Here is a 25,718-nt window from a genome sequence, read left to right as displayed (position 1 = left end):
ACGCGCAAGGCGTGGCCGCCACCTGGCAGCACACGGGTGCCGGGCAAGCGTTTCGCCGCTACAATGCGCGCCTTGACCCTGATAAGCCTGACTAAAAAAACATGTCCTTGCCCAAACATCACCTGGAACTGCTCAGCCCTGCCCGCGATGTGAGCATCGCCCGCGAAGCCATCCTGCATGGCGCCGATGCGGTGTACATCGGCGGCCCGAGCTTCGGCGCCCGCCACAACGCCAGCAACGAGGTGGGCGAGATCGCCCAGTTGGTGGAGTTCGCCCGCCGCTATCACGCCCGGGTGTTCACCACCCTCAACACCATCCTCCACGACAACGAGCTGGAACCGGCGCGCAAGCTGATCCACCAGCTGTATGACGCGGGGGTCGATGCGCTGATCGTCCAGGACCTGGGGGTGATGGAGCTGGATATTCCGCCCATCGAGCTGCACGCCAGCACCCAGACCGACATCCGCACCCTGGAGCGGGCGAAGTTCCTCGACCAGGCCGGTTTCTCCCAGCTGGTCCTGGCCCGCGAGCTGAACCTCAAGGAAATCAGTGCCATCGCCGCCGAAACCGATGCCGCCATCGAGTTCTTCATTCACGGCGCTTTGTGCGTGGCCTTCTCCGGCCAATGCAACATTTCCCATGCCCAGACCGGCCGCAGCGCCAACCGTGGCGACTGCTCCCAGGCCTGCCGCCTGCCCTACACCCTCAAAGACGAGCACGGCGGCGTGATCGCCTATGAAAAGCACCTGCTGTCGATGAAGGACAACAACCAGAGCGCCAACATCCGCGCCCTGGTGGAAGCCGGCGTGCGCTCGTTCAAGATCGAGGGGCGCTACAAGGACATGGCCTATGTGAAGAACATCACGGCCTACTACCGCCAGCGCCTGGACGCGGTTCTGGAAGATCGCCCCGACCTGGCTCGCGCCTCCAGCGGCCGTACCGCGCATTTCTTCGTGCCCGACCCGGACAAGACGTTCCACCGCGGCAGCACCGACTACTTTGTCAGCGAGCGCAAGATCGACATCGGCGCCTTCGACTCGCCGACTTTCACCGGGCTGCCGGTAGGCACCGTGGAAAAGGTCGGCAAGCGCGACCTGCAGGTGGTGACCTTCGAGCCGTTGTCCAATGGCGATGGCCTGAACCTGCTGGTCAAGCGTGAGGTGGTGGGTTTCCGCGCCAACATCGCCGAGGCCCGTGGCGAGTTCGAAGAAGATGGCGAGAAACGCTACCGCTATCGGGTCGAACCCAACGAGATGCCCGAAGCCCTGAGCCGTCTGCGGCCCAACCACCCCCTGAGCCGCAACCTCGACCACAACTGGCAGCAAGCCTTGACCCGCACTTCCGCCGAGCGGCGCATCGGCCTGTCCTGGCTGGCACGCCTGAGCGAAGCACGGCTGGAACTGACCGCCACCAGCGAGGAAGGCATCAGCGCCAGCGTCGCCCTGGATGGCCCGTTCGGCGTGGCCAACAAGCCGGAACAGGCCCTGGGGCAACTGCAGGATCTGCTGGGCCAGCTGGGCACCACCCATTACCACGCCACCAGCATCAAGCTGGACGCGCCCCAGGCTTACTTCATCCCCAACTCCCAGCTCAAGGCCCTGCGCCGGGAAGTCATCGAAGCCCTGGACGCCGCACGCATCGATGCCCACCCACGGGGCTCGCGCAAGGCCGAAAGCAGCCCGCCGCCGGTCTACCCGGAATCGCACCTGTCATTCCTGGCCAACGTCTACAACCAGAAGGCCCGGGATTTCTACCACCGTCACGGGGTGCAACTGATCGACGCGGCCTTCGAGGCCCATGAAGAGCACGGCGACGTGCCGGTGATGATCACCAAGCACTGCCTGCGCTTCTCCTTCAACCTGTGCCCCAAGCAGGCCAAGGGCGTGACTGGCGTGCGCACCAAGGTGGCACCGATGCAACTGGTACACGGCGATGAAGTGCTGACCCTGAAATTCGACTGCAAGCCGTGCGAAATGCATGTGGTGGGCAAGATCAAGGGTCATATCCTCGACCTGCCGCTACCGGGCAGCGCCGCCGAGGCCGTGGTCGGCCATATCAGCCCCGAAGACCTGCTCAAGACCATTCCCCGCGCTCCGCACTGAGTGACCGGCGAGCGTGGCACCCAGGTGCCGCGTTCGCTTGCGCGGCACACCGGCCAGCTGGCGCCCATAGGCCGGTAGCGTTGTGTCCCGCAGCGCAGGCAGCGAGCCTGCGCCCTCAGGAGCCCGGATTGGTCACCTGGATATACACCGCCCAAATCCCCAGCAGCAGCCAGAACGCCGCGAACAACCAGGGCGAACGCATGGAAAACAGCAAAGACTTGCGATAGCCCTTGTGGCTCGACTCGCTTTCGCAGAACAGCGGCGATTCGTCATAGGCCAGGCCCATCACCGGTTCGCTGTGCAGCAGGTGACTCTGCTTGAAATGCCAGTGATCGATGATCTCGTAGGCGGCCCTGATGCCAGGCCAGGCATTGAGAGAGCTGAGGATCCCCAGCAACGCCAGGAAGGGCGGCACGGACAGGGTAAACAGCTTGCCCCATTCCGGATTGAGGTTGGCCATGCACGAAGCGAAGGCGATTACCAGGAATGCCTGGGCCGTCAGGTAGGCATCGGTGCGGTTGGCCAGGATGCTGGTTTCGTATTGGATCTCCCGGCGATAGAAGTCCAGCCGTTCCTTGGGCGAGCCGAACATCTTGGCGTTGTGCTCGGTGAGCTCGGCTTCGTCCACATGGGATGTAAGAATTCTTGGCATGTCGTGATCAACCCTTCAGCGGGTTTGCCCCCCGTTTTCAGCTTCTGCCGCGCTCGGCCGGCGCGTCCCGGTTCAGGGCCTTGGGGCCGACCATCAGCCATAGCAACAGCCCCAGCAGCGGCACGAAGATGATCACCACGATCCACAGCCCCTTGTTTTCTGCCCGCGCACCGCTGCGCAGCAGGCTTCTGATGGCCCAGATCTCGGCCAGCAGCACGATCACGGCCAGTACGATCAACAGGTATTGCACTTGCATAAGATTCCTCCCGGTCTGTACTGCCTTAGTGCGGTGCAGGCGACGAGGGTTCACAAAGATTGCCGTGGGCGTTCATGGCGCAGGAAAGATCAGCGTCCTGTGACATCCGGATTGAATTTAACCGCTGTGGCAGCGGTCTATAACGCGCCTCTTCATCGGCAAACAGGTATAGTTGCCGGCTTTATCGGCCTGGCTAACGCCGAAGTTTCGGGCCCCTTGGCCCCGTCAAGACATAGTGGATGTCGCGTGTTCGCAAGATTGCTTTTCATCGCATTGCTCCTGACCCTGTCAGCCTGCAGCTCCAGCCCTTCCAACTCCGGCCCCCTCAAGGCCGGCGAGTACCGGGTCAAGCGCGGCGACACGCTGTATTCCATTGCCAGCCGCAACGGCACCAACTGGAAGGAGGTGGCGCGGCTCAACGGCCTCAAGGCGCCTTATACCGTGGAGGTCGGCCAGGTGCTGCGGGTAGGCGGCGCGGCCAGGACCACCCGGGTGGTCAGCAGCAAGTCGCGAACCACCGCCAGCAAGGGCCGAACAGCGCCCCCGGCCCCTGCCCCCATGCCCAAGGTCACCCTCAAGGGCTGGAGCTGGCCGTTGCGCGGAGTGCTGATCGGGCGCTTCTCCCCCACCGGCAAGCTCAACCAGGGCATCCGCATCGCCACCACCCAGGGCCAGCCGATCCACGCCACCCTGGGCGGCAAGGTGGCGTTCGCCGGCTACATGCGCGGTTACGGCAACCTGATGATTCTCCAGCACGGCCCCTCCTACACCAGCACCTACGCCTACAACAGCCGGCTGCTGGTCAAGGAAGGGCAGATGGTGATCAAGGGCCAGAAGATCGCCGAAGCCGGTTCCCAGGACACCGACCGCGCCCAGCTTTACTTCGAGATCCGCGCCAACGGCGTGCCGGTGGATCCGCTGCGCTTGCTGCCGCCGGGCTGAGCGAGTGACTGGCCTCGCAGCGCTCCTGCCCTCGATGTCCTCGAAAACCGCGCCCGCGCTGAATGCTGGGGTTTAGCAGGATGGTGAGCGCAACCTTCTTGATGCTTGCCATAGCGGCTCTGTAGTGGCCGATGAGTTCGGCGCAAGCAAGGGACGCGGGGCGCGTCAATAGCTCAAGGCCTGGAAACGAGCATCAGTGCTCACGCCTGTCACTGCCACTCTAGAGGGTGCTGCGGGTCGGAGGCAGCGTCGGCTCGCTGGCCTCATCATGAAAGGCGTCCTCTGCCGGCTCGCGGGAAGCAATATGCAGGTCCAGCTTGCGCTGCACCTTGAACAGCTCGGCGTCGGTGCGGATCCCCAGCTTTCTGAACGCGGCCTGCTTCTGCCCGCTGATGGTCTTGATGCTGCGGGAAAACTTGCTGGCGATCTGCGAGATCCGCAGGCCATCCAGAAAGCAGCGCAAGACTTCGTTCTCCTTGGGGGACAGGGTCTCAAGGCTGGTCAATGGCGGGCTGCCCGGCTCGGCGGCGGGGCCGATTGGCGGGTGCTGCACGGCGAAAGCCAGCAACGGCGACAGATAGAGCCGCTTGCTGGCTACCGTGCGGATGGCCGGAATCAGGTCGTCCAGGGATTGTGATTTGCCGAGAAAGCCATTGGCTCCGATATCGATGATCTGCTTGACGAAAAACGGCGTCTCGGTGGCCGAGGACACCAGGATCAGCAAATGCGGGTATTTGTTGCGCAACAGGCGGATCAGGCGCAGGCCATCCAGGTCGCATTCCTGCAGCTGGTAATCGAGCACCAGCAGGTCCAGCTCGGTATCACGCAGGGCCGAGATCAGCTCGCCGCTGCTGGCATACAAACCCACCAGCTGGAAATCCGCCACGCTCTGCAGCTGTAGCTGCATTGCCATGCGAATCAATGCGTGATCGTCCAGCACTGCGATGCGCAAGGGCTTGTTAACGACAAGTGACATAGCGCCTCCAGAACGTTCGATGGTGGTCTTCAGAACTGGATATTCCATCCTCTCAAGCCTCTAGTCCGAGTGGTCCTGGCCCACCGACCGTCACGGCCTTGCGACAGTCTTTCAGGTCACCAGTGCCGGGTACTCTAGAGCGCCGGCCGCCTCGCCATAACAAGAAACGTCTTGAAGTTTTCCAAAGAAAATCTTGAATCGAGGGCTACGCGGCCTGTTCGGCTAGGCGTCGTAGAGTGGCTTTTCCATGCTTGCCCGGCCATCGCTGAGCATGGCATAGCGCTCGCCGCGGGCCAGGCTTCGCAGCGCATCAGCGTAGTCCGGCAAAGACTGCGTCTTGGACATCACCCCATGTGCGCCCACGGCCTGCAGCTGCGAGGCAATTACAGGGTCGGGACGGTTCAGCAGCACGAGTATTTTCAGACCGGGGTAGCGGGTGATCAAGTTTCGTACCAGATGAACCGGGTCGCTATCCATCAGGTGGCCGATCATCAGCACGTCCAGCTGCTCTTGTTCCAGGGCCTCCAACATGTCGGCGAAATTGAAGAACTCGCTCAGGCACAGAACCGACTGCCTGGACAGATGCTTGTACAGACCGTGGCGGACAATATTATGTTGCTCCAGTACCCCTACCCTTAACTTCAACATCGCTTGGTTCGACCTCAGGAAAATAGTGGGCCATCACACTGCTGGCACAGTGCACTAGAATGCCGCCCGCCACTCAGGCTCGCCCTGTGCCTGGCTGAATGACAGGGCAAGATAGGCTCTGCGTTGTGGATGGGCTTTAGGAATAGTCTTGAATTGCATTTACCCAATCGAGATCGGCGCCAAGAGCCCGTCAACCCGAAGCAATGGATTCGAAAACAGGAATTTTCTTGGCAGTACTCAGGTTGCTTCCTGCTAGCCTGCCAGTGACATTCTGATGACCCTGAGGGGCTTATTCGGCATCATTTTCTTATTTGAGCTTTCCGCAAATCCGCCCTAGGTCAGAGAAAAATCTCAACCAGCCTCAGATTTCATCAAGGCGCTGACCGTTGTTGGCTCACTTATTACCTAGATATTTTGATTCTGGATAACCTGGCATGAGTAAAAGTGTACTGATCGTCGATGATCACCCGGTAGTCTGTGAGGCGATTCGCAAAACCCTGGAGACTCAGGGCTACTCCATTGTTGGCGAAACTGCCGACGGTATCAGCGCCCTGAACATGATCCTGTCGCTGAAGCCGGACATCGTGATCCTGGATGTCAGCCTGGAAAAAATGGACGGTCTCACCGTGCTCAAGCGCATCGCCCAAGCGAACCTGGATGTGCGGGTGCTGGTGTTCACCGCCCAGTCCGTCGACACCTATGCCATGCGCTGCCTGCAGGCCGGAGCCAGTGGTTTCGTGAGCAAGAACGAACCCCTGACCAGACTGCTCAAGGCGGTGGACACCATCGTCGAGGGCTATGTGTTCTTCCCAAAGAAGTCGATGCCGTTCAGCGATGGCGGCCGCGGCAAACACAGCAGCGACGTCCTGGCGGCGCTGACCAATCGTGAACTGGAAGTCCTCAAGCTGCTCGCTGAAGGTCTGACCAATCTTGAGATCGCCGAGAAACTGCACCTGAGCAACAAGACCGTCAGCGGCCACAAGATCAATATCTTGAGCAAGCTTGGGGTCACTTCGGTGGTGGATCTGGTGAACATCGCCAGGCAGAACGAACTGGTCTGAGTAACCTGATGTGAGGTTACTGCCGCGCCCGCTGTTTTTCGTACTGATATTGTGGTTGGCCCTGCCGGTATTCGCGCAGGACAGGGTGAAGATCCGTGCCCGCCAGCCGCTGGACTTCCTCGATATTCGCCCCAGCATCGATGAACAGACCTGGCTGCGTAACAAAGAGGCCCTGTTGGTCGGCATCGTCAGTGGCGACCTGCCCCCCTACCGGGAAATCAATCAGCGCCATGAACTCGAAGGCATAGGAGCGGACTATCTGGGGGCATTGCAGCGCGAGCTGGCGATCCCCGTGGAAGTCCGCACCTACCCCAATACGGATGCCGCCTATCACGCCTTGCGCAGGGGCGAGGTCGATCTGGTAGACAGCGCTACCCAGGTGGAAGCAGAGGATTACCAGGTCCGGCTGAGCCCGAGCTACGCGGTCACCGAACTGGCCCTGTATGCCGAGAGCGGTGACCTGCGGGACTACCGCGCGAACATCTCCAGAACACGGATCGCCGCCACCCGCGGCATGGCCCTGGAGCTCTATCTGCGCACCGGTGGACGGGGCCTGATCCAGCTGTACGATTCCCCCCGCGCCGCCATGGGCTCGGTACTCGATGGCGACGCAGACATCTACCTGGGGGACTCGCTGTCTACCGGCTATCTATCCAGCCAATTGTTCAGCGACCAGTTGGTGATCAGCCACAGTGCACGGTTGCCGGAAATCCGGGTCGGGTTTGCCGTGGCCCGTGACAATACCCACCTGCAACAGTTGCTCGAGCGAGCCCTGGGCGGCATCAAGCGCTGCCAGGTGATATCGGCGCTGCAGATGTGGGGCGGTACGGGTAACTGCGACTCCAACAGTTTTCGCGAACGCCTGGACGCCGATCAGCGTCTCTGGCTGGAGCATGCACCGCCGGTGCGGCTGGTGATCAGCGACGACCTGGCGCCCTATGCGTTTTTCAACAGCCGCGGGCTGTTCAACGGCATCGCTTCGGACCTTCTGGACCTCATCCGACGCAAGAGCGGGCTGCGCTTCGAGGTCTCCCGGGTCGGCTCGCTCAAGCAGGTCGACACCCGCCTGCGCGAAGGCCGTGCAGACCTCAGCATACTGGCCCGCGCCAACCCCAGGCGTGCGTCCTACCTGTACACCCGGCCCATCGTCACTACGCCCTATGTGATTGTGCGCAAGACCGACGCACCGCCCCTGGCACCGCTGAACCGCGACTCCATCGGCTCCGTGGCGCTCGCCTCCGGCTACCTGCAGAGCGAGGACCTGCGCGAGCGCTATCCACGGCTATGGGTCCAGCAGACATCCACCGTTGCCGAGGCCCTCAACCGGGTGCGCCAAGGCAAGGCGGACTTCACCCTGGCACCAGCCAACCTGGCCAACTACTACCTGTCCTTCAGGCTCCAGAACAGCCTGAAGATTCACGGCATGATGCAAGGCCAGGAAGCCCGGATCGCCTTCGCCGCACCGCAAAGCCAGCAGCAACTGATCGCCATCATCGACCAGGCCATGGCCGAGATCAGCCCTCAGGAATACCTGCAGATCCTGGGTCGCTGGCGCGCCAGCGGCAGCACCGACGACAGCTACTGGAAAGGTGTTACGGCCTTCACCTGGAAAATCCTGGGCAGCCTGGGCCTGATGCTGATGCTGGCGGCCTGGTGGATTCTGAGCCAGCGACGACGGATCATTCGCAAGCGCCTGGACCTGCTGCAGCGCCAGTTGATCCTCGACCAGTTGCGCGATGCCAAAGAAGCCGCCGAGCATGCCAGCCGCAGCAAGACCGTGTTCCTGACCACCATGAGCCATGAGATCCGTACCCCCCTGAGCGCCATCGTCGGCATGCTGGAGCTGGTGCTGACCCGTGACAACGACCGCGAACTCAATACCCGCTCCGTGCATATCGCCTACGAGTCGGCGCAGAACCTGCTGGCGCTGATCGGCCATATCCTGGATATCTCGCGGATCGAATCCGGGCGCCTGACCCTGCGCCCGGAAGCCGCCAGCCTCAAGGACCTGATCGAATCGGTGGCCAATGTCTTCGATGGCCTGGCCCGCCAGAAGCACCTGGACATCCACCTGCAGTTCGATGCCTGGGCCACCGCGCAAGTGTGGATCGATGGCCTGAAGTTCAAGCAGATCATCTCCAACCTGCTGAGTAACGCGATCAAGTTCACCGAACAGGGCGAGATCCATATCCGTTGCGTGGGCCAGGTGAAAGATCAACACTTTCTCGACTTCCATGTCGAAGTGATCGACACCGGCCCGGGCATTCCGGCTTCGCAGATCCAGAAGATCTTCACCCCGTTCTTCGAGGTCGACAGCGTGGTCAGCAACCCCAACGCCGGATCGGGGCTGGGCCTGTCCATCAGTCATTCGCTGACCCAGCTGATGAACGGCAGCCTGCAAGTCCAGAGCGAACTTGGCGTAGGTACCCGCATGACCTTCAAGGCCTGTTTTCAGCGCGTTGCCGACGAGCGCAGCAGCGCCACCGACAGCGCGGAACAAGCGGTGCTCAACAGCACCGACCAGCCCCTGTGCGTGTTGATCGTCGAAGACCACCTGCCCAGCCAGTACCTGCTCAACCAGCAGATCAACTACCTGGGACACGAGGCCCTGATCGCCTACAACGGCCTGGAAGGCCTGGCCATGTGGCAGGAGCATGACGTGGATATCATCATCACCGACTGCAACATGCCGCAGATGAGCGGCCATGAGATGAGCCAGGCGATCCGGCGCATGGAGGGCCAGATGGGGGTGCGCCCCTGCACCATCATCGGCCTGACCGCCAGCGCCCAGCTTGAGGAACTGGAGCGCTGCCTGGCTTCGGGCATGGACAGTGCCCTGGCCAAGCCGATCAGCCTTGCCGGGCTGAACCGCCTGATCCCCAAGCTGAGCCTGACGCCCCCCCAGGCGCAGAGCGCGGTGCCGTCGTTGAACGGCGACATCCACGCCGCTCTGGCCGAGCACGTGATCAACAGCAACAACGAGGAACTGCAGGCCTTGAGCAAGGCCCTGGCCAGTGGCAATCGCCAGGCCCTGAAAGCCATCGCCCACAAGCTCAAGGGCACGGCCTACCTGCTCAATACCCAAGGTTTGCTGGAGCTGTGCGTCAGCCTGGAAGAGCTGGTGGCCGAGGCGGCCCAGGAGCAGCAATTGTCCACCGCCGTGGCCCGGCTGGATCAGGCCCTGCGCGACCTCAACCAGTCATTGCAAGTGTACTGAGGGCTTGCCCGCAAGGCCCGGGCGCACGCCCTAGCGACGCGCCACGGCACTGCGTTTCAAGGTCTGGCTCGGCAGCTCCTTGAACAGCGCCCGGTAACTGCTGGAAAACCGCCCCAGGTGCCAGAACGACCAGTGCATCGCCACCTCGGCCACCGTGGTCTCAGTCGGCCCTCGGCTGAGCAGTTCGCGGTGCGCGCTGTTGAGCCGGCGCAGGCGCAGCCATTGGCTGGGGGCCATCCCGGTAAAGGCCTTGAACGCACTCTGCAACTGGCGCAGGGACACTCCGGCTACCTGGGACAGCTCCAGCAGGTTGAGGGTTTCCTCGGGCACGTCGGCGGCCCACTGCGCTACCCGTTGCATGATCCCCCGCTCCTCGCTGCGCCGTTGCAGGCCGCCGCGGTCCAGGCGCACGCAGGCGTTGTCGAGGATGTACAGGCAGTCCTCCAGGAGTTGCTGGGTCAGGGCTTCGCGGCTGGGTGGGTCGAGTGTCTGGGACAGGCGGGTCAGGGTCGAACTCAGCCAGCGGCAGAACAAGGCGTTCTGCTGGCTGTTGAGGGGCGCCATGAACAGCCCGTCGAGGCGCTCCACACCCAGGCCGTGGCCGCGGACGAACTCGGGGCCGAACACCACCGCCACTTCCTGGTAGTTCTCCGGGGTGATCCAGATATTGCGGCTCTCGCCGTTGAGCACGTACAGCGCGTTGTCGCTGCGGTCGAAACAGAACGCCAGGGCGCCTTGGGGGGCACTGAAATTCTGCTCGACCCGGGTGTTCATGCATTCCTCGTAGATCTCCACGCCCTGCAGGTCCAGGTAGCGCACCAGGCCGTTGAAATGGCCAGGGGACATCTGCTGGTAATGCTGGACCCAACCCGGGGTGGCACGGATCTGATCGGCGACATCGAAGGTGTTGAACGCTTGGACCTGAAGCGGATTGGACGCTGTCATCGGGGGACCTTACGCACTCGTTTGGTGCGTTTTGGTTCTGCTTAAAGTGGATAGATGGAACAACAAGGCTCGCCCAAGATAGTCGCCAATGCGCCGCAGGGGAAGCCTTGCCGGGATACTCCCGCTCACCTCGGAGCAGATAAAACCAATAATCGAGGTCTTTATGAACGCCCCTTTCGATCAGCTTTCCTCCTGGCTGAAAGATCACAAGATTACCGAAGTAGAGTGCGTGGTCAGCGACCTGACCGGCATTGCCCGCGGCAAGATCGCACCCACCAACAAGTTCCTGCATGAGCGAGGCATGCGCCTGCCGGAAAGTGTCCTGCTGCAAACGGTAACCGGGGATTTTGTCGACGACGACCTGTACTACGAACTGCTGGACCCGGCCGATATCGACATGGTCTGCCGCCCCGACTCGTCATCGATCTACCTGGTGCCCTGGGCCATCGAACCCACCGCCATCGTCATCCACGACACCTTCGACAAATTCGGCAACCCCATCGAACTGTCGCCGCGCAACGTGTTGAAGAAAGTGCTGCAGCTGTACACCGACAAGGGCTGGAAGCCGATCGTCGCCCCGGAAATGGAGTTCTACCTGACCCAGCGCTGCGAAGACCCGGACCTGCCGCTCAAGGCTCCCCTGGGCCGCTCCGGCCGAGCGGAAAGCGGTCGCCAGTCGTTCTCCATCGATGCCGCCAACGAATTCGACCCGCTGTTCGAAGATGTCTACGACTGGTGCGAAGCCCAGGGCCTGGACCTGGACACGCTGATCCACGAAGACGGCCCGGCGCAGATGGAAATCAACTTCCGCCACGGCGACGCCCTGGACCTGGCGGACCAGATCACCGTGTTCAAGCGCACCCTGCGCGAGGCGGCGCTCAAGCACAACGTCACCGCCACCTTCATGGCCAAGCCGGTGGCCGACGAGCCCGGCAGCGCCATGCACCTGCACCAGAGCGTGGTGGACATCGACACCGGCAAGCCGATCTTCGTCGATGCCAACGGTGAGAAAAGCAAGCTGTTCCTGCACCACATCGGCGGCCTGCAGAAGTACATCCCCAAATTGCTGCCGATGTTCGCCCCCAACGTCAACTCGTTCCGCCGCTTCCTGCCGGACACCTCGGCCCCGGTGAACGTCGAATGGGGTGAGGAAAACCGCACCGTGGGCCTGCGGGTTCCGACCGCAAGCCCCGACGCCATGCGCGTGGAAAACCGCCTGCCCGGCGCAGACGCCAACCCCTACCTGGCCATTGCCGCCAGCCTGCTCTGCGGCTACCTGGGCATGGTCGAGGGCATCGAGCCCAGCGCCGCGGTGGAAGGCCGGGCCTACGAGCGGCGCAACCTGCGCCTGCCGATCACCATCGAGGACGCCCTGGCACACATGGAGGACTGCCCGACCATCGAGCAGTACCTGGGGCGCAAGTTCGTGCGCGGCTACGTGGCGGTCAAGCGTGCCGAACACGAGAACTTCAAGCGCGTGATCAGCTCCTGGGAACGCGAGTTCCTGCTGCTCAGCGTCTGACAACCCGCATTCTGCAATCCACAAAAACAACCCGAAGAGGTGTCGATATGCGTCTTTTGAAAGCAGTGGTCCCGGCAGCATTGGCGGTCTTGTGCAGCACCGCCGTCCAGGCACAACCCAGTGTCAGCGTGTACAACTGGACCGACTACATCGGCCAGACCACCCTCGCCGACTTCCAGGGCAAGACCGGGGTCAAGGTGATCTACGACGTCTTCGACTCCAACGAAACCCTGGAGGGCAAACTGCTGGCCGGGCGCACCGGCTACGACGTGGTAGTGCCCTCCAACCACTTCCTGGCGCGCCAGGTGAAGGCCGGCGCGTTCCTCAAGCTCGACCGCTCGCAGTTGCCCAACTGGAAGAACCTGGACCCCAAGCTGCTGGCCCTGCTGGAGCAGAACGACCCCGGCAACCAGTACTCGGTGCCCTACCTCTGGGGCACCAATGGCATCGGCTACAACGTCGACAAGGTCAAGCAGGTACTGGGCATCGACCACATCGACTCCTGGGCGGTGCTGCTGGAGCCTGAGAACCTCAAGAAGCTCCAGCAGTGCGGGGTGTCGATGATGGACTCGCCGGATGAAGTGTTCCCGGCGGTGCTCAACTACCTGGGCCTGGACCCGCGCAGCGAGAACCCCGAGGACTACAAGAAGGCCGAGGCCAAGCTGCTGACCCTGCGCCCCTACATCACCTACTTCCACTCCTCCAAGTACGTTTCGGACCTGGCCAACGGTGATATCTGCATCGCCTTCGGTTACTCCGGCGACGTGTTCCAGGCCGCCAACCGGGCCAGGGAAGCCAAGAACGGGGTGAACATCGCCTATTCGATTCCCAAGGAAGGCAGCAACCTGTGGTTCGACCTGCTGGCGATTCCCGCCGATGCCGGCAACGTCAAGGAAGCCCACGCCTTCATCAACTACCTGCTGGACCCGCAAGTGATCGCCAAGGTCAGCGCCTATGTCGGCTACGCCAACCCCAACCCGGCTTCCCAGCAGTACATGGAGGCCGACCTGGTGAACAACCCCGAGGTCTATCCACCTCAGGCCGTGCTCGACAAGCTGTACATCTCCACCACCCAGTCGCCGGCCATCATGCGCTTGATGACCCGCTCCTGGAGCAAAGTGAAGTCCAACAAATGATTCAGCCAAACCTTTCGGGCAGCGCCAACGGGCATGCCCGCTCCTACTACGCCGCCTCGGCCGGCAGCCTGCCCGGCTACCCATCGCTGGAGGGCCAACCGAGCGCCGACGTCTGCGTGATCGGCGGCGGTTTCACCGGGGTCAACACCGCCATCGAGCTGGCCCGGCGCGGGCTCTCGGTGATCCTCCTGGAAGCCCGGCGCATCGGCTGGGGCGCCAGCGGGCGCAACGGCGGCCAACTGATCCGCGGCATTGGCCACGAGGTCACAGGCTTTGCCCGCTACGTCGGCCAGGAAGGGGTGAAATACCTCGAGCAGGCCGGCATCGACTCGGTGGAGGTGGTACGCCAGCGCATCAGCGAACATGCCATCGACTGCGACCTGCGCTGGGGCTTCTGTGAGCTGGCCAACACCCCGGCCCAGTTCGCCGCCTTCCAGGCCGAGCAGGACAGCCTGGTCAGGCTGGGCTACCGCCACCCCACTCGGCTGGTGGCGCCCCAGGACATGCAGCAGGTGGTGGCCTCCTCGGTGTATGCCGGGGGGCTGGTGGACATGGGCTCTGGGCACTTGCACCCGCTCAAGCTGGTGCTGGGCGAAGCGCGGCTGGCAGCGTCCCTGGGGGTAAGGATCTTCGAGCAGAGCCCGGTGCTGGAACTGACCCACGGCGAGAGTGTGAAGGTGCGCTGCGCAACCGGCACTGTCACCGCCGGGCACCTGGTGCTGGCCTGCAATGCCCACCTGGAAGACCTCGAGCCACGGCTCAGTGGCAAGGTACTGCCGGCGGGCAGCTACATCATCACCACCGAGCCGCTGGCCGAGGCCCGGGCCAGGCAACTGATCCCGGACAACCTGGCGCTGTGCGACCAGAAAGTCGGCCTGGACTACTACCGACTGACCGCGGACCGGCGCTTGCTGTTCGGCGGTGCCTGCCACTATTCGGGGCGTGATCCGGCGGATATTGCCGGCTACATGCGACCCAAGATGCTCAAGGTCTTCCCGCAGTTGCAGGATGTGGCGATCGACTTCCAGTGGGGCGGCAAGATCGGCATCACCGCCAATCGCTTCCCCCAGGTCGGGCGCCTGTCGCAGTACCCCAATGTGTACTACGCCCAGGGCTATTCCGGGCATGGCCTGAACGTCACCCACTGGACTGCCCGGCTACTGGCCGAAGCCATCCATGCCGGCCACAGTCGCGGCCTGGACGTGTTCAGCGGCGTGCCGCACATGACCTTCCCCGGCGGCCCGGCCCTGCGGGCACCACTGCTGGCCCTGGGCATGCTCTGGCACCGGATGCGGGAAATGCTCGGTTGATCGGCCCCCTTCGCTGGCACCACCCGGCCTCGTAGCAGCCGGCTTGCCGGCGAACACCTTGCGCCGCACCTGCTGGCGCGTTCGCTGGCACGCCAGCTCCTGCGGGGCGGCGGGCTCCCTAGGTGAACCGGCGCTGCAGGAAATCCAGCAACAGGGCATTGACCTGCTGCGGCCGTTCGTTCTGGATCCAGTGCCCGCAGTCCGCCAGCAGGTGCTGCTCAAGGTCCGCCACCTTGCCCGGCATGCGCTTGAGGGTATGGGCTTCCAGTACACCCACCGGGTCCTGGTCGCCCAGCAGGAACAAGGTCGGTTGCTGGACCTGGGCATCGGCCAGGAACTCGGTGCGCTTCCAGGTCCGCTCGAAATTGCGGTACCAGTTCAGGGCACCGCGAAAGCCGCGCCCGGTGAAGGTCTGGCGATAGGCCTGGAAATCCTCCCCGCTGCACCACTGCGGCAACCCTGCGGGCACCGTCACCCCGTCGAACAACCGGGCATCGGCCGGCTTGGGTTGCAGCAATGCACCGACATTGCCCATGAACAGGCGCAGGCTGGCGTCTATATCGGCGTCCAGTTCCGCCTCGGCCACTCCCGGCTGCTGGAAGTAGAGGATGTAGTTGAAATGCTCGCCGTGCACCTGGCGCATGATCTCGCTGGCCGGGCGTTTCGGCCGCCCGGCAAAGGGCACCGACAGGGTCACCAGCGCCGCCACCCGCTGCGGCTCCAGCAGCGCCAGGTGCCAGGCCACGGGGGCGCCCCAGTCGTGGCCGACGATGCACACCCGCTGCTGGCCGAAGGCGTGCATGGCCTGCTGGATATCGGCGCACAGGGTCAGCAGGTCGTAGGCCTGCACCGCCTCGGGAGCCGAGCTGCGGCCATAGCCACGCATTTCCGGGACGAACACCCGGAATCCCGCTGCCACCAGGGCCGGCACTTGATGGCGCCAGGAATGCCAGCACTCGGGAAAACCGTGCAGCAGCCATACCGGCTGCCCGTGTTCCGGGCCGCTGACCCGCACACTGAGTTCGATGCCGTTGACGGCCAGAACATGCTGTTGGGAGGAACTCATGGCGAATGCTCCAAGGCAGATGCAAGGAGCAGAACCTAGCAGATGTGGGCACCTGCCCCGAGAATCATTGACGCTCCGAATGATCCTGCTGCGCTGTCGGGGCCGGGCGGCTCAGCCGGGAATCAGCCGGCCAGGGAATGGGATTGCTGACGGATCAGGCGCTGGGTATCGAGGACTTTCTCCAGGGCCTGCTCGGAATCGGGGTCCTGCATGGGGGCGCGAATCGCCGCCGACACCAGGCTGATGAGCTTGGCCATGACTTCAGCATCGGTGGCCGGGCGTCCAAGGCTCATGGCCTGCATCAGCAGGCGCAGCTCGGTGCCGGCCATGACGCCGGAAATTGCCTTGAGGGCAAATTGCAGGCGCACCCCCAGCTCGTTGCGCGGCAGGTCCGGCAAAGCCAGGGCAAAGGCCTTGAAGAAGCGCTCGAACACCGGCTGGTAATGCTCCTTGAGGTATTCCTGGATAAAGGGCGAAGTATCACTGTAGACCCGGCCAAGGAAGCGAATGAACGAGCGCCCTTCCACGCCGCCACTCTCGTCGCTGCGCTCGAGGCCCATGGCCGGGGCGAACAGCACCCCCAGCAGGGTTTCGCAGTCCAGCGGGCCCTCGGCCTGTTCCTCGCACTTGGCCAGCAGTTCCAGGCGCTGATCATTGAGTGGCCCCAGGCGCTGCATCAACAGGGCCTTCATCAGCGAATCCTTGTCGCCGAAGTGGTAGTTCACCGCCGCCAGGTTGACCTTGGCCCGCTCGGTGATCTGGCGCAGCAGCACCGCGTCGTAGCCGTACTTGATAAATAATGCCTCGGTCGCTTCCAGCAGTCGGGTCTTGGTGACATTGGGGGCACTGAGTTTCTTGGCGACCATGGAGGACTAACCTTTGCTGGGATGAAAAACTGACCGTTCGAACAGTGTTTTAAAAAAAAATTTGATTTTTTATACCTGCGAGAAGCCCTAAAAGCAAGCGTCCGAGGGACCGTCACGGTGGCCACCGGCCTTTTTGTGACCCGCGGGTTTCTCCGCAAAAAAACCTGGAAAAAGCCCTCAATTACCCGGTTCAGACGGCTGGCGTGGCAGGATGAACGCAGTTACTATTCAAACAATGTTTTTAAAATAATAAATAAAACCAGAGCTTGGCCCTGCCCCTGAATACCCCTGTTGCGTGATCCCTGCGCCCCGTGGTTGTTCAAGCAGCCAGTCGAGCCAGCCGGCGCGGTAAGCGATGACAGAGACGATAATCGAGCAAGGTTTTATCTCCCTGCAGGGCATAGGCAAGAGCTATCGGCTGGCGGAGCAACCGCTCCACATTCTCAAGAACGTCTCCCTTTGCATCGACGCCGGTGAAAGCTGCGCCATCCTGGGTGCCTCCGGTTCCGGCAAAAGCACCCTGCTGAACATTCTCGGCCTGCTGGATCTGCCCGACAGCGGCGACTATCACTTTGCCGGCCACGATATCTTCCGCGCCAGCCCCGACCAGTTGGCGGCGATCCGCAACCAGCAGATCGGCTTCGTGTTCCAGAGCTTCAACCTGCTGCCGCGTCTCAGCGCCCTGGACAACGTCGCCCTGCCCCTGAGCTACCGCGGCGTGGCCCGGCGTGATTCCCTGGAGCGGGCCATGCACATGCTCGACCAGGTAGGCCTCGGGCAACGCGCCGACCACCGCCCGGCGGACCTTTCCGGCGGCCAGCGCCAGCGGGTGGCGATCGCCCGGGCACTGGTGGGCGAACCCTCGGTGATCCTCGCCGACGAACCCACCGGCAACCTCGACAGCCACACCGCCCAGGACATCATGGACCTGCTGCTGGCGCTGAACCGCGAGCGCCGGGTGACCCTGATCATCGTCACCCACGACCCCAATATCGCCCAGCGCCTGGAACGGCAGATCCGTGTCACCAATGGCGTGGTGCAGGAGGTCTGCCCGGCATGAGCCTCAAGGTCGAGCAAAGCGCCAGCCAGCTGCTGCACGAAGCCTTCGTCAGCCTGCGCACCCTGGGCAAGCGTTCGATCCTGGCCCTGCTAGGCATCGTCATCGGCAGTTCCTCGGTGGTGGCACTGATCAACATCGGCCACAACGCCGCCGAGGACGCCGCGGCGATCTTCCAGAACATGGGCACCGACACCCTGGTGGCCCGCTTTCCCGCCAGCGCCGACAGCCGCACGCCGCTGCCCGCGGCCCTGGACACCCGGGCGCTGAGCCAGGCGGTGCCTAGCCTGATCAACATTGCCCCGACGGTGTTGCTCAGCGCCACGCTGATTCGCAATGGCCGCTCCGCCAACGCCAGCGTGGTGGGCGCGACCGCCGAGCTGGCGCCGGCCATGCGCCTGCAGTTGCGTGAGGGGCGCTTTCTCTCGGACTTCGATCAGAACGAAATCTATGCGGTGGTCGGCCATCAGGTGGCTCAGACCCTGGGCGCCGCCGGGGCCCCGCTGCAACTGGGGGACCGGGTGCGGATCAACGACTACCTGTTCCTGGTCATCGGTATCCTGCAGAACCAGCCCAGCGCGGTGCTGGTGCCAATCCAGGCCAATGACTCGGTGTTCCTGCCCCAGGGCAGCATGCGGCGGATTTTCCCTTCGCCACAGATCGACAACGTGGTGACCCGGGTCGCCGGTGGCCAGAACATGGAGCAGGTCGCCGCCGCCATGACCCAGGCCTTGAAAAAGATCCTGCGCGGACGTGAGGTGGAAGTGCAGGTACCGCAGCAGATCATCGACGGCATGACCCGGCAGAGCCGCACCTTTGGCTACCTGCTGATGGCCCTGGGCGGCATTTCCCTGGTGGGGGGTGGCGTGGGGGTGATGAACGTGATGCTGATGAATGTCTCGGAGCGCCGCCGCGAGATCGGCATCCGCATGGCCCTGGGCGCCCGGCAAAAGGACATCCGCAACCTGTTCCTGCTGGAGGCGGTCAGCCTGACCGCCGTCGGCGCCCTGTCGGGGGCGATACTGGGGGTCGCCTCGGCCTTTATCTATGCCCGGATGTCCGGCTGGCACTTCTCCCTCGCGGGAGCCGCACTGCCGCTGGGGATCGGGAGCACCCTGCTGGTGGGCCTGTTTTTCGGCCTGTACCCGGCCATTTCGGCATCCAGACTGCAACCGGTGGAGGCGTTGCGCGATGAATGACTGGCGCCTGCGAACACTCGCCTGCCTGTGCCTTTTGTACTTGCCGGCGCTCAGCGCCGATGAGCGGGTGGATCGCCCCTCCGCTCCCACCATGCGCAGCGACTACTCGCGCAGCGCCCTGCTCAGCCAGCAGGTCACCGACCTGACCCTGGGGGACGCGGTCTACCTGGGCTTGCGCAACAACCGCAGCATCCGCAGTTCGTACCTGCAGCGGGTGGCGCAGAAGTTCGACCTGCGGGTGGCCGAGGATGTGTTCAACCCCAAGCTGCTGATCACCGGCAACTACCGCACCACCCGGGGCAGCAGCGACACCACGCAGAACCTCAACATGGCCCCGGCCACCAGCCTGTTGAGCGAGTACGGCACACGCCTGAGCATGGCCTGGATCCAGGACCTGAACAAAGCCGATCGGGCCGGCCGCCAGCGCAGCGACGGCCTGGACCTGGCGATCATCCAGCCATTGCTGCGCGGCGCCGGCTGGGACGTGACCACCGCGCCGTTGCGTCTGGCGCGCATCACCGAACAAAGCAACCGCCTCAACCTCAAGGCCGGGGTCGCCCAGACCATCACCGCGATCATTACCACCTACCGCGAGCTGCTGCGTTCCCAGGAACAGCTGACCATCGCCCAGGAAGCCCTCAAGCGCGCCAATGCCCTGCTGGAAGTCAACCGCGCGCTGATCAGCGCCGGGCGCATGGCCGAGTTCGAGATCGTGCAGACCGAAGCCGACATCGCCAGCCAGGAGCTGGGGGTGGAGGAAGCGCGCAACCAGGTGGACGTCAACCGCCTGTCGCTGCTGCGTCTGCTGGCCCTGGACATGTCCAGCCGGATCCACGCCAGCGAGGCCCTGCAGGCGGCCAAGATCAGCATCGACCAGCGCGAGGCCCTGCGCCTTGCGCAGATCCAGCAGCCCGAATACCTGGCTACCCTGCTGGGCAGCCAGCAGGCCGATCTGAACCTGGTGATCGCCAAGGACCAGTCGCGCTGGGACGTATCCCTGGTGGCCGGGGCCAACCAGACCCGCAGCCGCTATGACAATGACACCAGCAACGGTTCGGACCGGCGCTGGGACAGCTACGCCGGGGTCCAGGTGCAGATTCCCATTGGCGACCTGAGTACCCGCCAGGCCGAGGTCCACGCCCGGGTCAATGTGGAGAACCAGGAAATCCTCCTGGCCGATGCCCGCCAGGTGCTGGAGCGTGACGTCAACAACGTGGTGCGCGACCTGGGCACCCGCTGGCGCCAGTACGAGATTGCCCAGCGCGCCAGCGAACTGTCCAAGCGCAAGCTGGACATCGAACGGGAAAAGCTCAGTGCCGGCCGTTCCAGCAACTTCCAGGTGCTGAGTTTCGAGGGTGACCTGCGCAACGCCGAGAATGCCCGGCTCAATGCGCTGATCGCCTACCTGAACGCCCAGACGCAACTGGACCTGACCCTGGGCATGACTTTGGAGAGCTGGGACATTGCGCTCAATGACTTCTGACAAGCCGCAGGCGAGCAAGCGCCGTCGCCATACCTTGCATGCGCTGGCCCTGGCCGTCGCCCTCGCCGTGGGCGCCGCTGCCCTGGTCACCCTCCAGTCCCCCGCCAGCACTCCGGCCAGCGAGGCCCGCTGGGTCAGCGTGCAAGGCACGGTACTGACTCACCAGATCGGCCTGGTGGGCAAGATCGAACCCCAAAAGACCGTGGTCCTCACCGCCCCGTTCGAAGGCAATGTGCAGGCCAGCCTGGTGGAACAGGGCCAGCGCGTAGAGGCCGGCCAGGTCCTTTTGCAGATGGACCCGGGGCTGGTGGAGATCCAGTCGCGCGAAGCCCTTTCCACCTTGCTCAAGGCCCGCCGCACCGTTCAGGAGCTGCAGGACTGGAACAACGGCGCCGTGGTCACCCGGGCCCGCCGTACCCTGCGCAACTCGCAGATGTCCCTGGCCAATACCGAACGCAAGCTGCGGGAAAGCCAGAACCTGTTCCAGCGCGGAATCATTCCGCGCAACGAGCTCAACGACCAGGAGCAACAGGCACAGATGCAGCGCCTGGACCTGGCCGCCGCCCAGAGTGAATTGCAGCAGGCGCTGAACCAGGGCACGGGGGAATACCGGCAGATTGCCGAAATGGAGTTGACCAACGCCACGGTCAAGTACGACGCCCTGCGCAAACTGCTGGAGCACAAGGACGTGGTCGCCCCCTTTGCCGGCATCGTGGTGCCGCCACCCAATGGCGGCGCGGGCCCGAACACCGCCGGTGCCGCCAACGGTCCGGTGCAGACCGGTTCACGCCTGAGCCCGGGGCAAGTGCTGTTCGGCCTGGCCAACATCGAACAGCTGAAGATCGTCAGCAAGGTGTCGGAGCTGGACATCAACCAACTGCACCAGGGGCAGCGCGTGGAAATTCTCGGTGACGGCTTTGATGGTGAACGCCTGGAAGGCGTGGTGGATATCGTCAGCAGCCTGGCCCTGCCCAACGAAACCGCAGGTGCCGGAGCGCAATTCCCGGTGACCCTGTCGGTGCCCAAGCTGAGCCGCGAACAACTGCAACGGGTGCGCCTGGGCATGAGCGCGCGGCTGACCATCGTCACCTACCGCAACGACCAGGCCATCGTGCTGCCGCCTGCGGCGATCCAGCGCGACGCCGACGGCATGAGCGTGGAATACCGGGCAACGGCCGATCAACCAGGCCAGCGGGTGCCGGTGACCGTGGGCCAATCGACCCCGGAGGGCGTGGAAGTGTTCGGCCTGCAACCGGGCCAGGTCCGCCTGCCCAACGCCTTGTAGGCGCTGGCCTGCCAGCGAAGGCGCCCTCGGGAACGGCGCAAGGCCCAGGGGTTTCTTCGCCGGCAAGCCGGCTCCTGCGGGTCAGCGCAGGGCGCGGCGCAGGACTTTGCCCACGGTGGTCTTGGGCAGCTCTTGGGTACGGAACTCTACATAGCGCGGCACTTTGTAGCCGGTGAGGTATTCCCGGCAGTGGGCCAGCAACTGGTCCTGGGTCAGCGCCGGGTCCTTGCGTACGACGAAGATCTTCACTTTCTCGCCGGTCACATCATCCTCGACGCCAATCGCCGCCACTTCCGCCACCCCGGGGTGCAGGGCCACCACATCTTCGATCTCGTTGGGGTACACGTTGAAACCGGAGACCAGGATCATGTCCTTCTTGCGGTCCACCAGGCGAATGAAGCCCTGCTCGTTCATCACCCCGACATCCCCGGTGGACAGCCAGCCGTGGCGGTCCAGAACCTTGGCGGTTTCCTCCGGGCGCTGCCAGTAGCCCTTCATCACCTGCGGCCCGCGTACCTGCAGCTCGCCCTCCTCGCCCAGCTCGGCCAGTTGGCCGTCCTCGCGCACGAAGCGCACCCAGGTCGAAGGCAGCGGTACGCCGATGGTCCCGGTGAAATCGCCTTCGCGCATGCGCGCAATGTCGATCGGGCTGATGCTCACCACCGGCGAGCACTCGGTCAGGCCGTAGCCTTCGATGATCGGCACCCCGGTGACTTCCTTCCAGCGCCGGGCCACCGAGGTGTGGGTGGCCATGCCGCCCGCAATCGCCAGCTTCAGGTCGGAGAAATCCCGGCCGCGAAACTCTTCGTTTTCCAGCAGGCCGTTGAACAGGGTGTTGACCCCGACGATGCCGCTGAACTTTTCCTTGCGCAGGATCATCTGCACCCGCTTCACGTCCCGCGGATTGGCGATCAGGATGTTGCGCCCGCCCAGGCACATGAACATCAGGCAGTTCACCGTCAGCGACAGCACGTGGTACAGCGGCAACAGGGTGACGTTGGTTTCCTGCTGGTTCTCGTCCAGCTGGTCACCGACCCAGGCCTTGGCCTGCATCAGGTTGGCGAGGATGTTACGGTGCGTGAGCATGGCGCCCTTGGCATCGCCCGTGGTGCCGCCGGTGTATTGCAGGAAGGCGATGTCGTCCTGCTTGAGTTCCACCGGGCGGTGCTCCAGCACGCTGGCCAGCTTCATCATCGCCGGAAAGCGGATGGCCCCGGGCAGGTTGAATTTCGGCACCTGCTTTTGCACATGGCGCAAGGCGAAGTTCAGGGCTGCGCCCTTGAAGGTGCCCAGCAGGTCACCGATGGCGGCCACCACGATGTTCTTCAATTGGCTGCCCGGCATCGCCTGTTCCAGGGTGTGGGCGAAATTCTCGAAGATCACCACGGTCTCGGCGCCGCTGTCCTTGAGCAGGTGCCGCAGTTCGTGAGCCGTGTACAGCGGGTTGACGTTGACCACCACGGCCCCCACCAGCAGGGTGCCGAACAGGCAGATCGGGTACTGCAGGCAGTTGGGCATCATCAACGCCACCCGGTCGCCCTTCTTCACCCCCTTGGACTGCAACCAGGCGGCGAAAGCGAATACCCGCTTCTCCCACAGGTCGTAGCCCATCTCGGTGCCGATGCTCACATAGGCCACCCGTTGGCGATACTTGTCCACGTGTTCGAGGAACACTTCCCGCAGCGACGGGTAACGGTCGATCTCGGCTTCGATATCGCTGGGCACTCCCGGCAGGTAAGCGTTCAGCCAGATACGCTCGACGGGTTGCAGGCTCACGACACTCATTGGCAGTCTCCTTGTTATTTTATTTTTCGACGATGGCGGTTACGCCCAGCCCGCCTGCTGCACAGATGGAAATCAGCCCGCGGCCGCCGCCGCGCTCATGGATCGCCTTGGCCAGGGTCGCCAGTTGCCGCCCACCGGTGGCGGCGAACGGATGCCCGCAGCCCAGGGAGCCGCCGTTGACGTTGAGCTTGCTGCGCTCGATGCTGCCCAGAGGTCCGTCTAGGCCGAGCTTGTCCCGGCAGTAATCAGCGTCCTCCCAGGCCTTGAGGGTGCACAGCACCTGGGCGGCAAAGGCTTCGTGGATCTCGTAGAAGTCGAAATCCTCCAGGCTCAGGCCCTCCCGGGCGAGCATGCGCGGCACGGCATAGGCCGGGGCCATGAGCAGCCCTTCACTGCCGTCGACAAAGTTCACCGCGGCGGTTTCCCCGGTACGCAGGTAGGCCAGCACCGGCAGGTTGTTGGCCGCCGCCCAGTCTTCGCTGGCCAGCAGCACCACCGAGGCGCCATCGGTGAGCGGGGTCGAGTTGCCGGCGGTCAGGGTGCCGTTGTGGCGGTCGTAGGCCGGACCCAGGCCGGCGAGCTTCTCCAGGCTGGCGTCGGCCCGCAGGTTGTTATCGCGTTTCAGGCCGCGGTACGGGGTGATCAGGTCATCGAAGAAGCCGCGCTGGTAGGCCGCATTCAACTGGTGGTGGCTGGTGAGGGCCAGTTCATCCTGGGCCAGGCGCTTGATCTGCCAGCGCTTGGCCATTTCTTCGCAGTGCTCGCCCATGGACAGCCCGGTGCGCGGCTCGCCGTTGCGTGGCAGCAACGGCTTGAAGAACATCCCCGGGCGCACCTTGAGCAGGCTGCGCAGCTTGTTGCCGGTGCCCTTGGCGCGGTTGGCCTGGAGCAAGGTGCGGCGCAGGCCTTCGTTAATGCCGATGGGCGCGTCGGAGGTGGTGTCGGCGCCCCCGGCAATGCCCACTTCGATCTGCCCCAGGGCGATCTTGTTGGCCACCAGCAGCGCCGCCTCAAGCCCGGTGCCGCAGGCCTGCTGCAGGTCATAGGCCGGGGTCTGCGGCGACAGGGTGGTGGACAAGAGACTTTCCCGGGCCAGGTTGAAATCCCGCGAATGCTTGATCACCGCCCCCGCGGCGAACTCCCCCAGGCGCTGGCCCGACAGGCCGTAGCGATCCACCAGGCCCTGCAACGCCGCCACCAGCAGGTCCTGGTTGCTGTCATTGGCATATACCGTGTTGGAACGGGCGAACGGAATCCGGTTACCGCCCAGGATCGCCACCCGGCGTACCGGCGCCGGATTGAAACTGTACTCAGCCATCAACGAGCTCCCCAGATAAATAGACCGCGCATGTGGGGCTTGTCCCCCGCGTTGTTGCGCACTTCGAACTCATGGCGCGGGCCGTCCGGCAGGCGATTCCACAGGGTCACCGCCGCCGGCAGGAAGATCGGCAGCTTGAACTCGCAGTCCAGTTGGGCTGCCGCCAGAGGATGGGGCGGTTGCTGGGCCGCCAGGGCCCGGCCCAGGGTCCACATGCCGTGGGCAATGGGCCGGCGGAAGCCGAACAGCCGGGCGCCCAGCCATGAGGTATGGATCGGGTTGAAGTCGCCGCTGACCTGGGCAAAGCGGCGGCCCAGATCGCCCCCCAGGCTCCAGCGCTGAGTGCGCACCAAGGCCTGCTCATCCCATTGCAACAAGCCCTCCCAGGGCTCGCCGATGGGCCCGGCTACACCGCGGCGCAGGTACAGGCTGTCGCTTTCCCAGACCAGGCTGCCGCCACTGTGGGCCCGGGTGGCAATCGACAGCGCCTGGCCCTTGGGATGGGCCAACCAACGCTCGGCAAACACCTCCAGGCGCAGGGCCTGGCCCTCCTCCAACCGTTGGTACTGGCGGATGCGGTTGGCCAGGTGGACCATGCCACTGGCCGGATAGGGAAACGTCGGGCGGGTCAGCAGCAACAGATGCAGCGGGAACGCCAAGGTGTGGGGAAACGCCAGCGGCACCCCGTGTTCCCGGCGAAAACCGCAGGCCTGGGCGTAGCGGGCTATTTCGTCGGCCTTGAGCTCTACCGCCGGGCGCACCAGGCGCTCCGTCGGCAGTTGGGGCGCGGCGTCCGGCTTGGGCTTGCGCAGGCTGCGGATGCCGTCGTAAAGCAGCTGCCCCCGGGAGGGCGGCGGCTCGATGATGCGAATTGCGGTATCAGCATTCATGG

The 25,718-nt window shown here is 63.9% G+C and carries 21 protein-coding genes; 11 read left to right on the top strand and 10 right to left on the bottom strand.

The window, feature by feature from the left end; genetic code table 11:
• The first annotated feature begins 101 nt into the window (after positions 1–101).
• On the top strand, positions 102–2,102 hold the full coding sequence (locus A9971_RS26905; RefSeq protein ID WP_183000180.1) for a U32 family peptidase: 2,001 nt from the start codon (positions 102–104) through the stop codon (positions 2,100–2,102).
• A gap of 115 nt (positions 2,103–2,217) precedes the next feature.
• Here A9971_RS26905 and A9971_RS26900 read toward each other — a convergent pair whose 3' ends face one another.
• Together A9971_RS26900 and A9971_RS26895 are read right to left on the bottom strand one after the other, a co-directional pair.
• On the bottom strand, positions 2,218–2,754 hold the full coding sequence (locus A9971_RS26900; protein WP_011061248.1) for a hypothetical protein: 537 nt from the start codon (positions 2,752–2,754) through the stop codon (positions 2,218–2,220).
• Between the two features lie 37 nt (positions 2,755–2,791).
• Entirely contained in the window at positions 2,792–3,010 is a 219-nt protein-coding gene (locus tag A9971_RS26895; RefSeq protein ID WP_015635581.1) for a PLDc N-terminal domain-containing protein, read from the bottom strand.
• Positions 3,011–3,256: 246 nt separating this feature from the next.
• Between A9971_RS26895 and A9971_RS26890 the strand changes: the two genes are divergently transcribed.
• On the top strand, positions 3,257–3,952 hold the full coding sequence (locus A9971_RS26890) for a peptidoglycan DD-metalloendopeptidase family protein (RefSeq protein ID WP_026020258.1): 696 nt from the start codon (positions 3,257–3,259) through the stop codon (positions 3,950–3,952).
• 220 nt (positions 3,953–4,172) lie between these two features.
• Here A9971_RS26890 and A9971_RS26885 read toward each other — a convergent pair whose 3' ends face one another.
• Positions 4,173–4,928, bottom strand: coding sequence for a response regulator transcription factor (locus tag A9971_RS26885; protein WP_183000179.1), 756 nt, complete (start codon positions 4,926–4,928; stop codon positions 4,173–4,175).
• A 222-nt stretch (positions 4,929–5,150) separates the two neighbouring features.
• Positions 5,151–5,576, bottom strand: coding sequence for a response regulator transcription factor (locus A9971_RS26880; RefSeq protein WP_103290224.1), 426 nt, complete (start codon positions 5,574–5,576; stop codon positions 5,151–5,153).
• Positions 5,577–6,010: 434 nt separating this feature from the next.
• Between A9971_RS26880 and A9971_RS26875 the strand changes: the two genes are divergently transcribed.
• Both A9971_RS26875 and A9971_RS26870 read left to right on the top strand, forming a co-directional pair.
• Complete coding sequence (locus A9971_RS26875; protein WP_125063114.1) at positions 6,011–6,637, top strand: response regulator transcription factor; 627 nt, start codon at positions 6,011–6,013, stop codon at positions 6,635–6,637.
• A gap of 10 nt (positions 6,638–6,647) precedes the next feature.
• A complete protein-coding gene (locus tag A9971_RS26870) occupies positions 6,648–9,854 on the top strand; it encodes an ATP-binding protein (protein ID WP_183000178.1) in 3,207 nt (1,068 codons plus the stop codon).
• Between the two features lie 30 nt (positions 9,855–9,884).
• On the opposite strand, the gene A9971_RS26865 is transcribed toward A9971_RS26870, so the two are convergent.
• Entirely contained in the window at positions 9,885–10,799 is a 915-nt protein-coding gene (locus A9971_RS26865) for a helix-turn-helix domain-containing protein (protein ID WP_011061242.1), read from the bottom strand.
• A gap of 163 nt (positions 10,800–10,962) precedes the next feature.
• Between A9971_RS26865 and A9971_RS26860 the strand changes: the two genes are divergently transcribed.
• The 3 genes from A9971_RS26860 to A9971_RS26850 are packed head-to-tail and all read left to right on the top strand — an operon-like array spanning position 10,963 to position 14,767.
• Positions 10,963–12,321 carry a glutamine synthetase family protein gene (locus A9971_RS26860; RefSeq protein WP_011061241.1) on the top strand — a complete coding sequence of 453 codons (1,359 nt, stop codon included), beginning with the start codon at positions 10,963–10,965 and terminating at the stop codon, positions 12,319–12,321.
• A 47-nt stretch (positions 12,322–12,368) separates the two neighbouring features.
• The gene (locus A9971_RS26855; RefSeq protein ID WP_183000177.1) at positions 12,369–13,457 is read left to right on the top strand and encodes a polyamine ABC transporter substrate-binding protein; all 1,089 of its coding nucleotides are present in this window, start codon (positions 12,369–12,371) and stop codon (positions 13,455–13,457) included.
• A complete protein-coding gene (locus tag A9971_RS26850) occupies positions 13,454–14,767 on the top strand; it encodes an FAD-binding oxidoreductase (protein WP_123430798.1) in 1,314 nt (437 codons plus the stop codon). Before A9971_RS26855 ends, A9971_RS26850 begins: the two co-directional genes overlap by 4 nt.
• Before the next feature lie 118 nt (positions 14,768–14,885).
• Here A9971_RS26850 and A9971_RS26845 read toward each other — a convergent pair whose 3' ends face one another.
• Together A9971_RS26845 and A9971_RS26840 are read right to left on the bottom strand one after the other, a co-directional pair.
• Positions 14,886–15,833, bottom strand: coding sequence for an alpha/beta fold hydrolase (locus A9971_RS26845; protein WP_123430799.1), 948 nt, complete (start codon positions 15,831–15,833; stop codon positions 14,886–14,888).
• A 122-nt stretch (positions 15,834–15,955) separates the two neighbouring features.
• Positions 15,956–16,699, bottom strand: coding sequence for a TetR/AcrR family transcriptional regulator (locus A9971_RS26840; RefSeq protein WP_011061237.1), 744 nt, complete (start codon positions 16,697–16,699; stop codon positions 15,956–15,958).
• A 355-nt stretch (positions 16,700–17,054) separates the two neighbouring features.
• Between A9971_RS26840 and A9971_RS26835 the strand changes: the two genes are divergently transcribed.
• The 4 genes from A9971_RS26835 to A9971_RS26820 are packed head-to-tail and all read left to right on the top strand — an operon-like array spanning position 17,055 to position 21,723.
• Complete coding sequence (locus tag A9971_RS26835; RefSeq protein WP_011061236.1) at positions 17,055–17,759, top strand: ABC transporter ATP-binding protein; 705 nt, start codon at positions 17,055–17,057, stop codon at positions 17,757–17,759.
• On the top strand, positions 17,756–18,955 hold the full coding sequence (locus A9971_RS26830) for an ABC transporter permease (RefSeq protein ID WP_053151586.1): 1,200 nt from the start codon (positions 17,756–17,758) through the stop codon (positions 18,953–18,955). Before A9971_RS26835 ends, A9971_RS26830 begins: the two co-directional genes overlap by 4 nt.
• Positions 18,948–20,438 (top strand): TolC family protein, encoded by a 1,491-nt coding sequence (locus A9971_RS26825; RefSeq protein ID WP_011061234.1) that lies wholly within the window; start codon positions 18,948–18,950, stop codon positions 20,436–20,438. The genes A9971_RS26830 and A9971_RS26825 overlap by 8 nt, the downstream gene beginning before the upstream one ends.
• Positions 20,428–21,723, top strand: a complete 1,296-nt coding sequence (locus A9971_RS26820) for an efflux RND transporter periplasmic adaptor subunit (RefSeq protein ID WP_183000176.1) — start codon at positions 20,428–20,430, stop codon at positions 21,721–21,723. Before A9971_RS26825 ends, A9971_RS26820 begins: the two co-directional genes overlap by 11 nt.
• Before the next feature lie 81 nt (positions 21,724–21,804).
• On the opposite strand, the gene A9971_RS26815 is transcribed toward A9971_RS26820, so the two are convergent.
• Genes A9971_RS26815 through A9971_RS26805 form a run of 3 tightly spaced genes read right to left on the bottom strand, consistent with a single transcriptional unit; the run spans position 21,805 to position 25,716 of the window.
• On the bottom strand, positions 21,805–23,508 hold the full coding sequence (locus A9971_RS26815; protein WP_015635569.1) for a long-chain-fatty-acid--CoA ligase: 1,704 nt from the start codon (positions 23,506–23,508) through the stop codon (positions 21,805–21,807).
• A 19-nt stretch (positions 23,509–23,527) separates the two neighbouring features.
• Positions 23,528–24,826 carry an acetyl-CoA C-acetyltransferase gene (locus A9971_RS26810; RefSeq protein ID WP_011061231.1) on the bottom strand — a complete coding sequence of 433 codons (1,299 nt, stop codon included), beginning with the start codon at positions 24,824–24,826 and terminating at the stop codon, positions 23,528–23,530.
• Positions 24,826–25,716, bottom strand: coding sequence for a MaoC/PaaZ C-terminal domain-containing protein (locus tag A9971_RS26805; RefSeq protein WP_015635567.1), 891 nt, complete (start codon positions 25,714–25,716; stop codon positions 24,826–24,828). The genes A9971_RS26810 and A9971_RS26805 overlap by 1 nt, the downstream gene beginning before the upstream one ends.
• Positions 25,717–25,718 lie beyond the last annotated feature (2 nt).

Origin of the sequence: Pseudomonas sp. UME65 (genome assembly GCF_014170225.1) — a bacterium.
GTDB classification, from domain to species: domain Bacteria; phylum Pseudomonadota; class Gammaproteobacteria; order Pseudomonadales; family Pseudomonadaceae; genus Aquipseudomonas; species Aquipseudomonas protegens.
Note: the sequence above shows the minus strand (reverse complement) of the source record. Positions and strands in the feature narration are given on the sequence as shown.

Bases quoted from the DNA above. Each gene is read 5' to 3' on its own strand.
- A9971_RS26905 (WP_183000180.1), top strand. From the start codon at position 102: ATGTCCTTGCCCAAACATCACCTGGAACTGCTCAGCCCTGCCCGCGAT.
- A9971_RS26900 (WP_011061248.1), bottom strand. From the start codon at position 2,754: ATGCCAAGAATTCTTACATCCCATGTGGACGAAGCCGAGCTCACCGAG.
- A9971_RS26895 (WP_015635581.1), bottom strand. From the start codon at position 3,010: ATGCAAGTGCAATACCTGTTGATCGTACTGGCCGTGATCGTGCTGCTG.
- A9971_RS26885 (WP_183000179.1), bottom strand. From the start codon at position 4,928: ATGTCACTTGTCGTTAACAAGCCCTTGCGCATCGCAGTGCTGGACGAT.
- A9971_RS26880 (WP_103290224.1), bottom strand. From the start codon at position 5,576: ATGTTGAAGTTAAGGGTAGGGGTACTGGAGCAACATAATATTGTCCGC.
- A9971_RS26875 (WP_125063114.1), top strand. From the start codon at position 6,011: ATGAGTAAAAGTGTACTGATCGTCGATGATCACCCGGTAGTCTGTGAG.
- A9971_RS26865 (WP_011061242.1), bottom strand. From the start codon at position 10,799: ATGACAGCGTCCAATCCGCTTCAGGTCCAAGCGTTCAACACCTTCGAT.
- A9971_RS26860 (WP_011061241.1), top strand. From the start codon at position 10,963: ATGAACGCCCCTTTCGATCAGCTTTCCTCCTGGCTGAAAGATCACAAG.
- A9971_RS26855 (WP_183000177.1), top strand. From the start codon at position 12,369: ATGCGTCTTTTGAAAGCAGTGGTCCCGGCAGCATTGGCGGTCTTGTGC.
- A9971_RS26850 (WP_123430798.1), top strand. From the start codon at position 13,454: ATGATTCAGCCAAACCTTTCGGGCAGCGCCAACGGGCATGCCCGCTCC.
- A9971_RS26845 (WP_123430799.1), bottom strand. From the start codon at position 15,833: ATGAGTTCCTCCCAACAGCATGTTCTGGCCGTCAACGGCATCGAACTC.
- A9971_RS26840 (WP_011061237.1), bottom strand. From the start codon at position 16,699: ATGGTCGCCAAGAAACTCAGTGCCCCCAATGTCACCAAGACCCGACTG.
- A9971_RS26835 (WP_011061236.1), top strand. From the start codon at position 17,055: ATGACAGAGACGATAATCGAGCAAGGTTTTATCTCCCTGCAGGGCATA.
- A9971_RS26830 (WP_053151586.1), top strand. From the start codon at position 17,756: ATGAGCCTCAAGGTCGAGCAAAGCGCCAGCCAGCTGCTGCACGAAGCC.
- A9971_RS26825 (WP_011061234.1), top strand. From the start codon at position 18,948: ATGAATGACTGGCGCCTGCGAACACTCGCCTGCCTGTGCCTTTTGTAC.
- A9971_RS26820 (WP_183000176.1), top strand. From the start codon at position 20,428: ATGACTTCTGACAAGCCGCAGGCGAGCAAGCGCCGTCGCCATACCTTG.
- A9971_RS26815 (WP_015635569.1), bottom strand. From the start codon at position 23,508: ATGAGTGTCGTGAGCCTGCAACCCGTCGAGCGTATCTGGCTGAACGCT.
- A9971_RS26810 (WP_011061231.1), bottom strand. From the start codon at position 24,826: ATGGCTGAGTACAGTTTCAATCCGGCGCCGGTACGCCGGGTGGCGATC.
- A9971_RS26805 (WP_015635567.1), bottom strand. From the start codon at position 25,716: ATGAATGCTGATACCGCAATTCGCATCATCGAGCCGCCGCCCTCCCGG.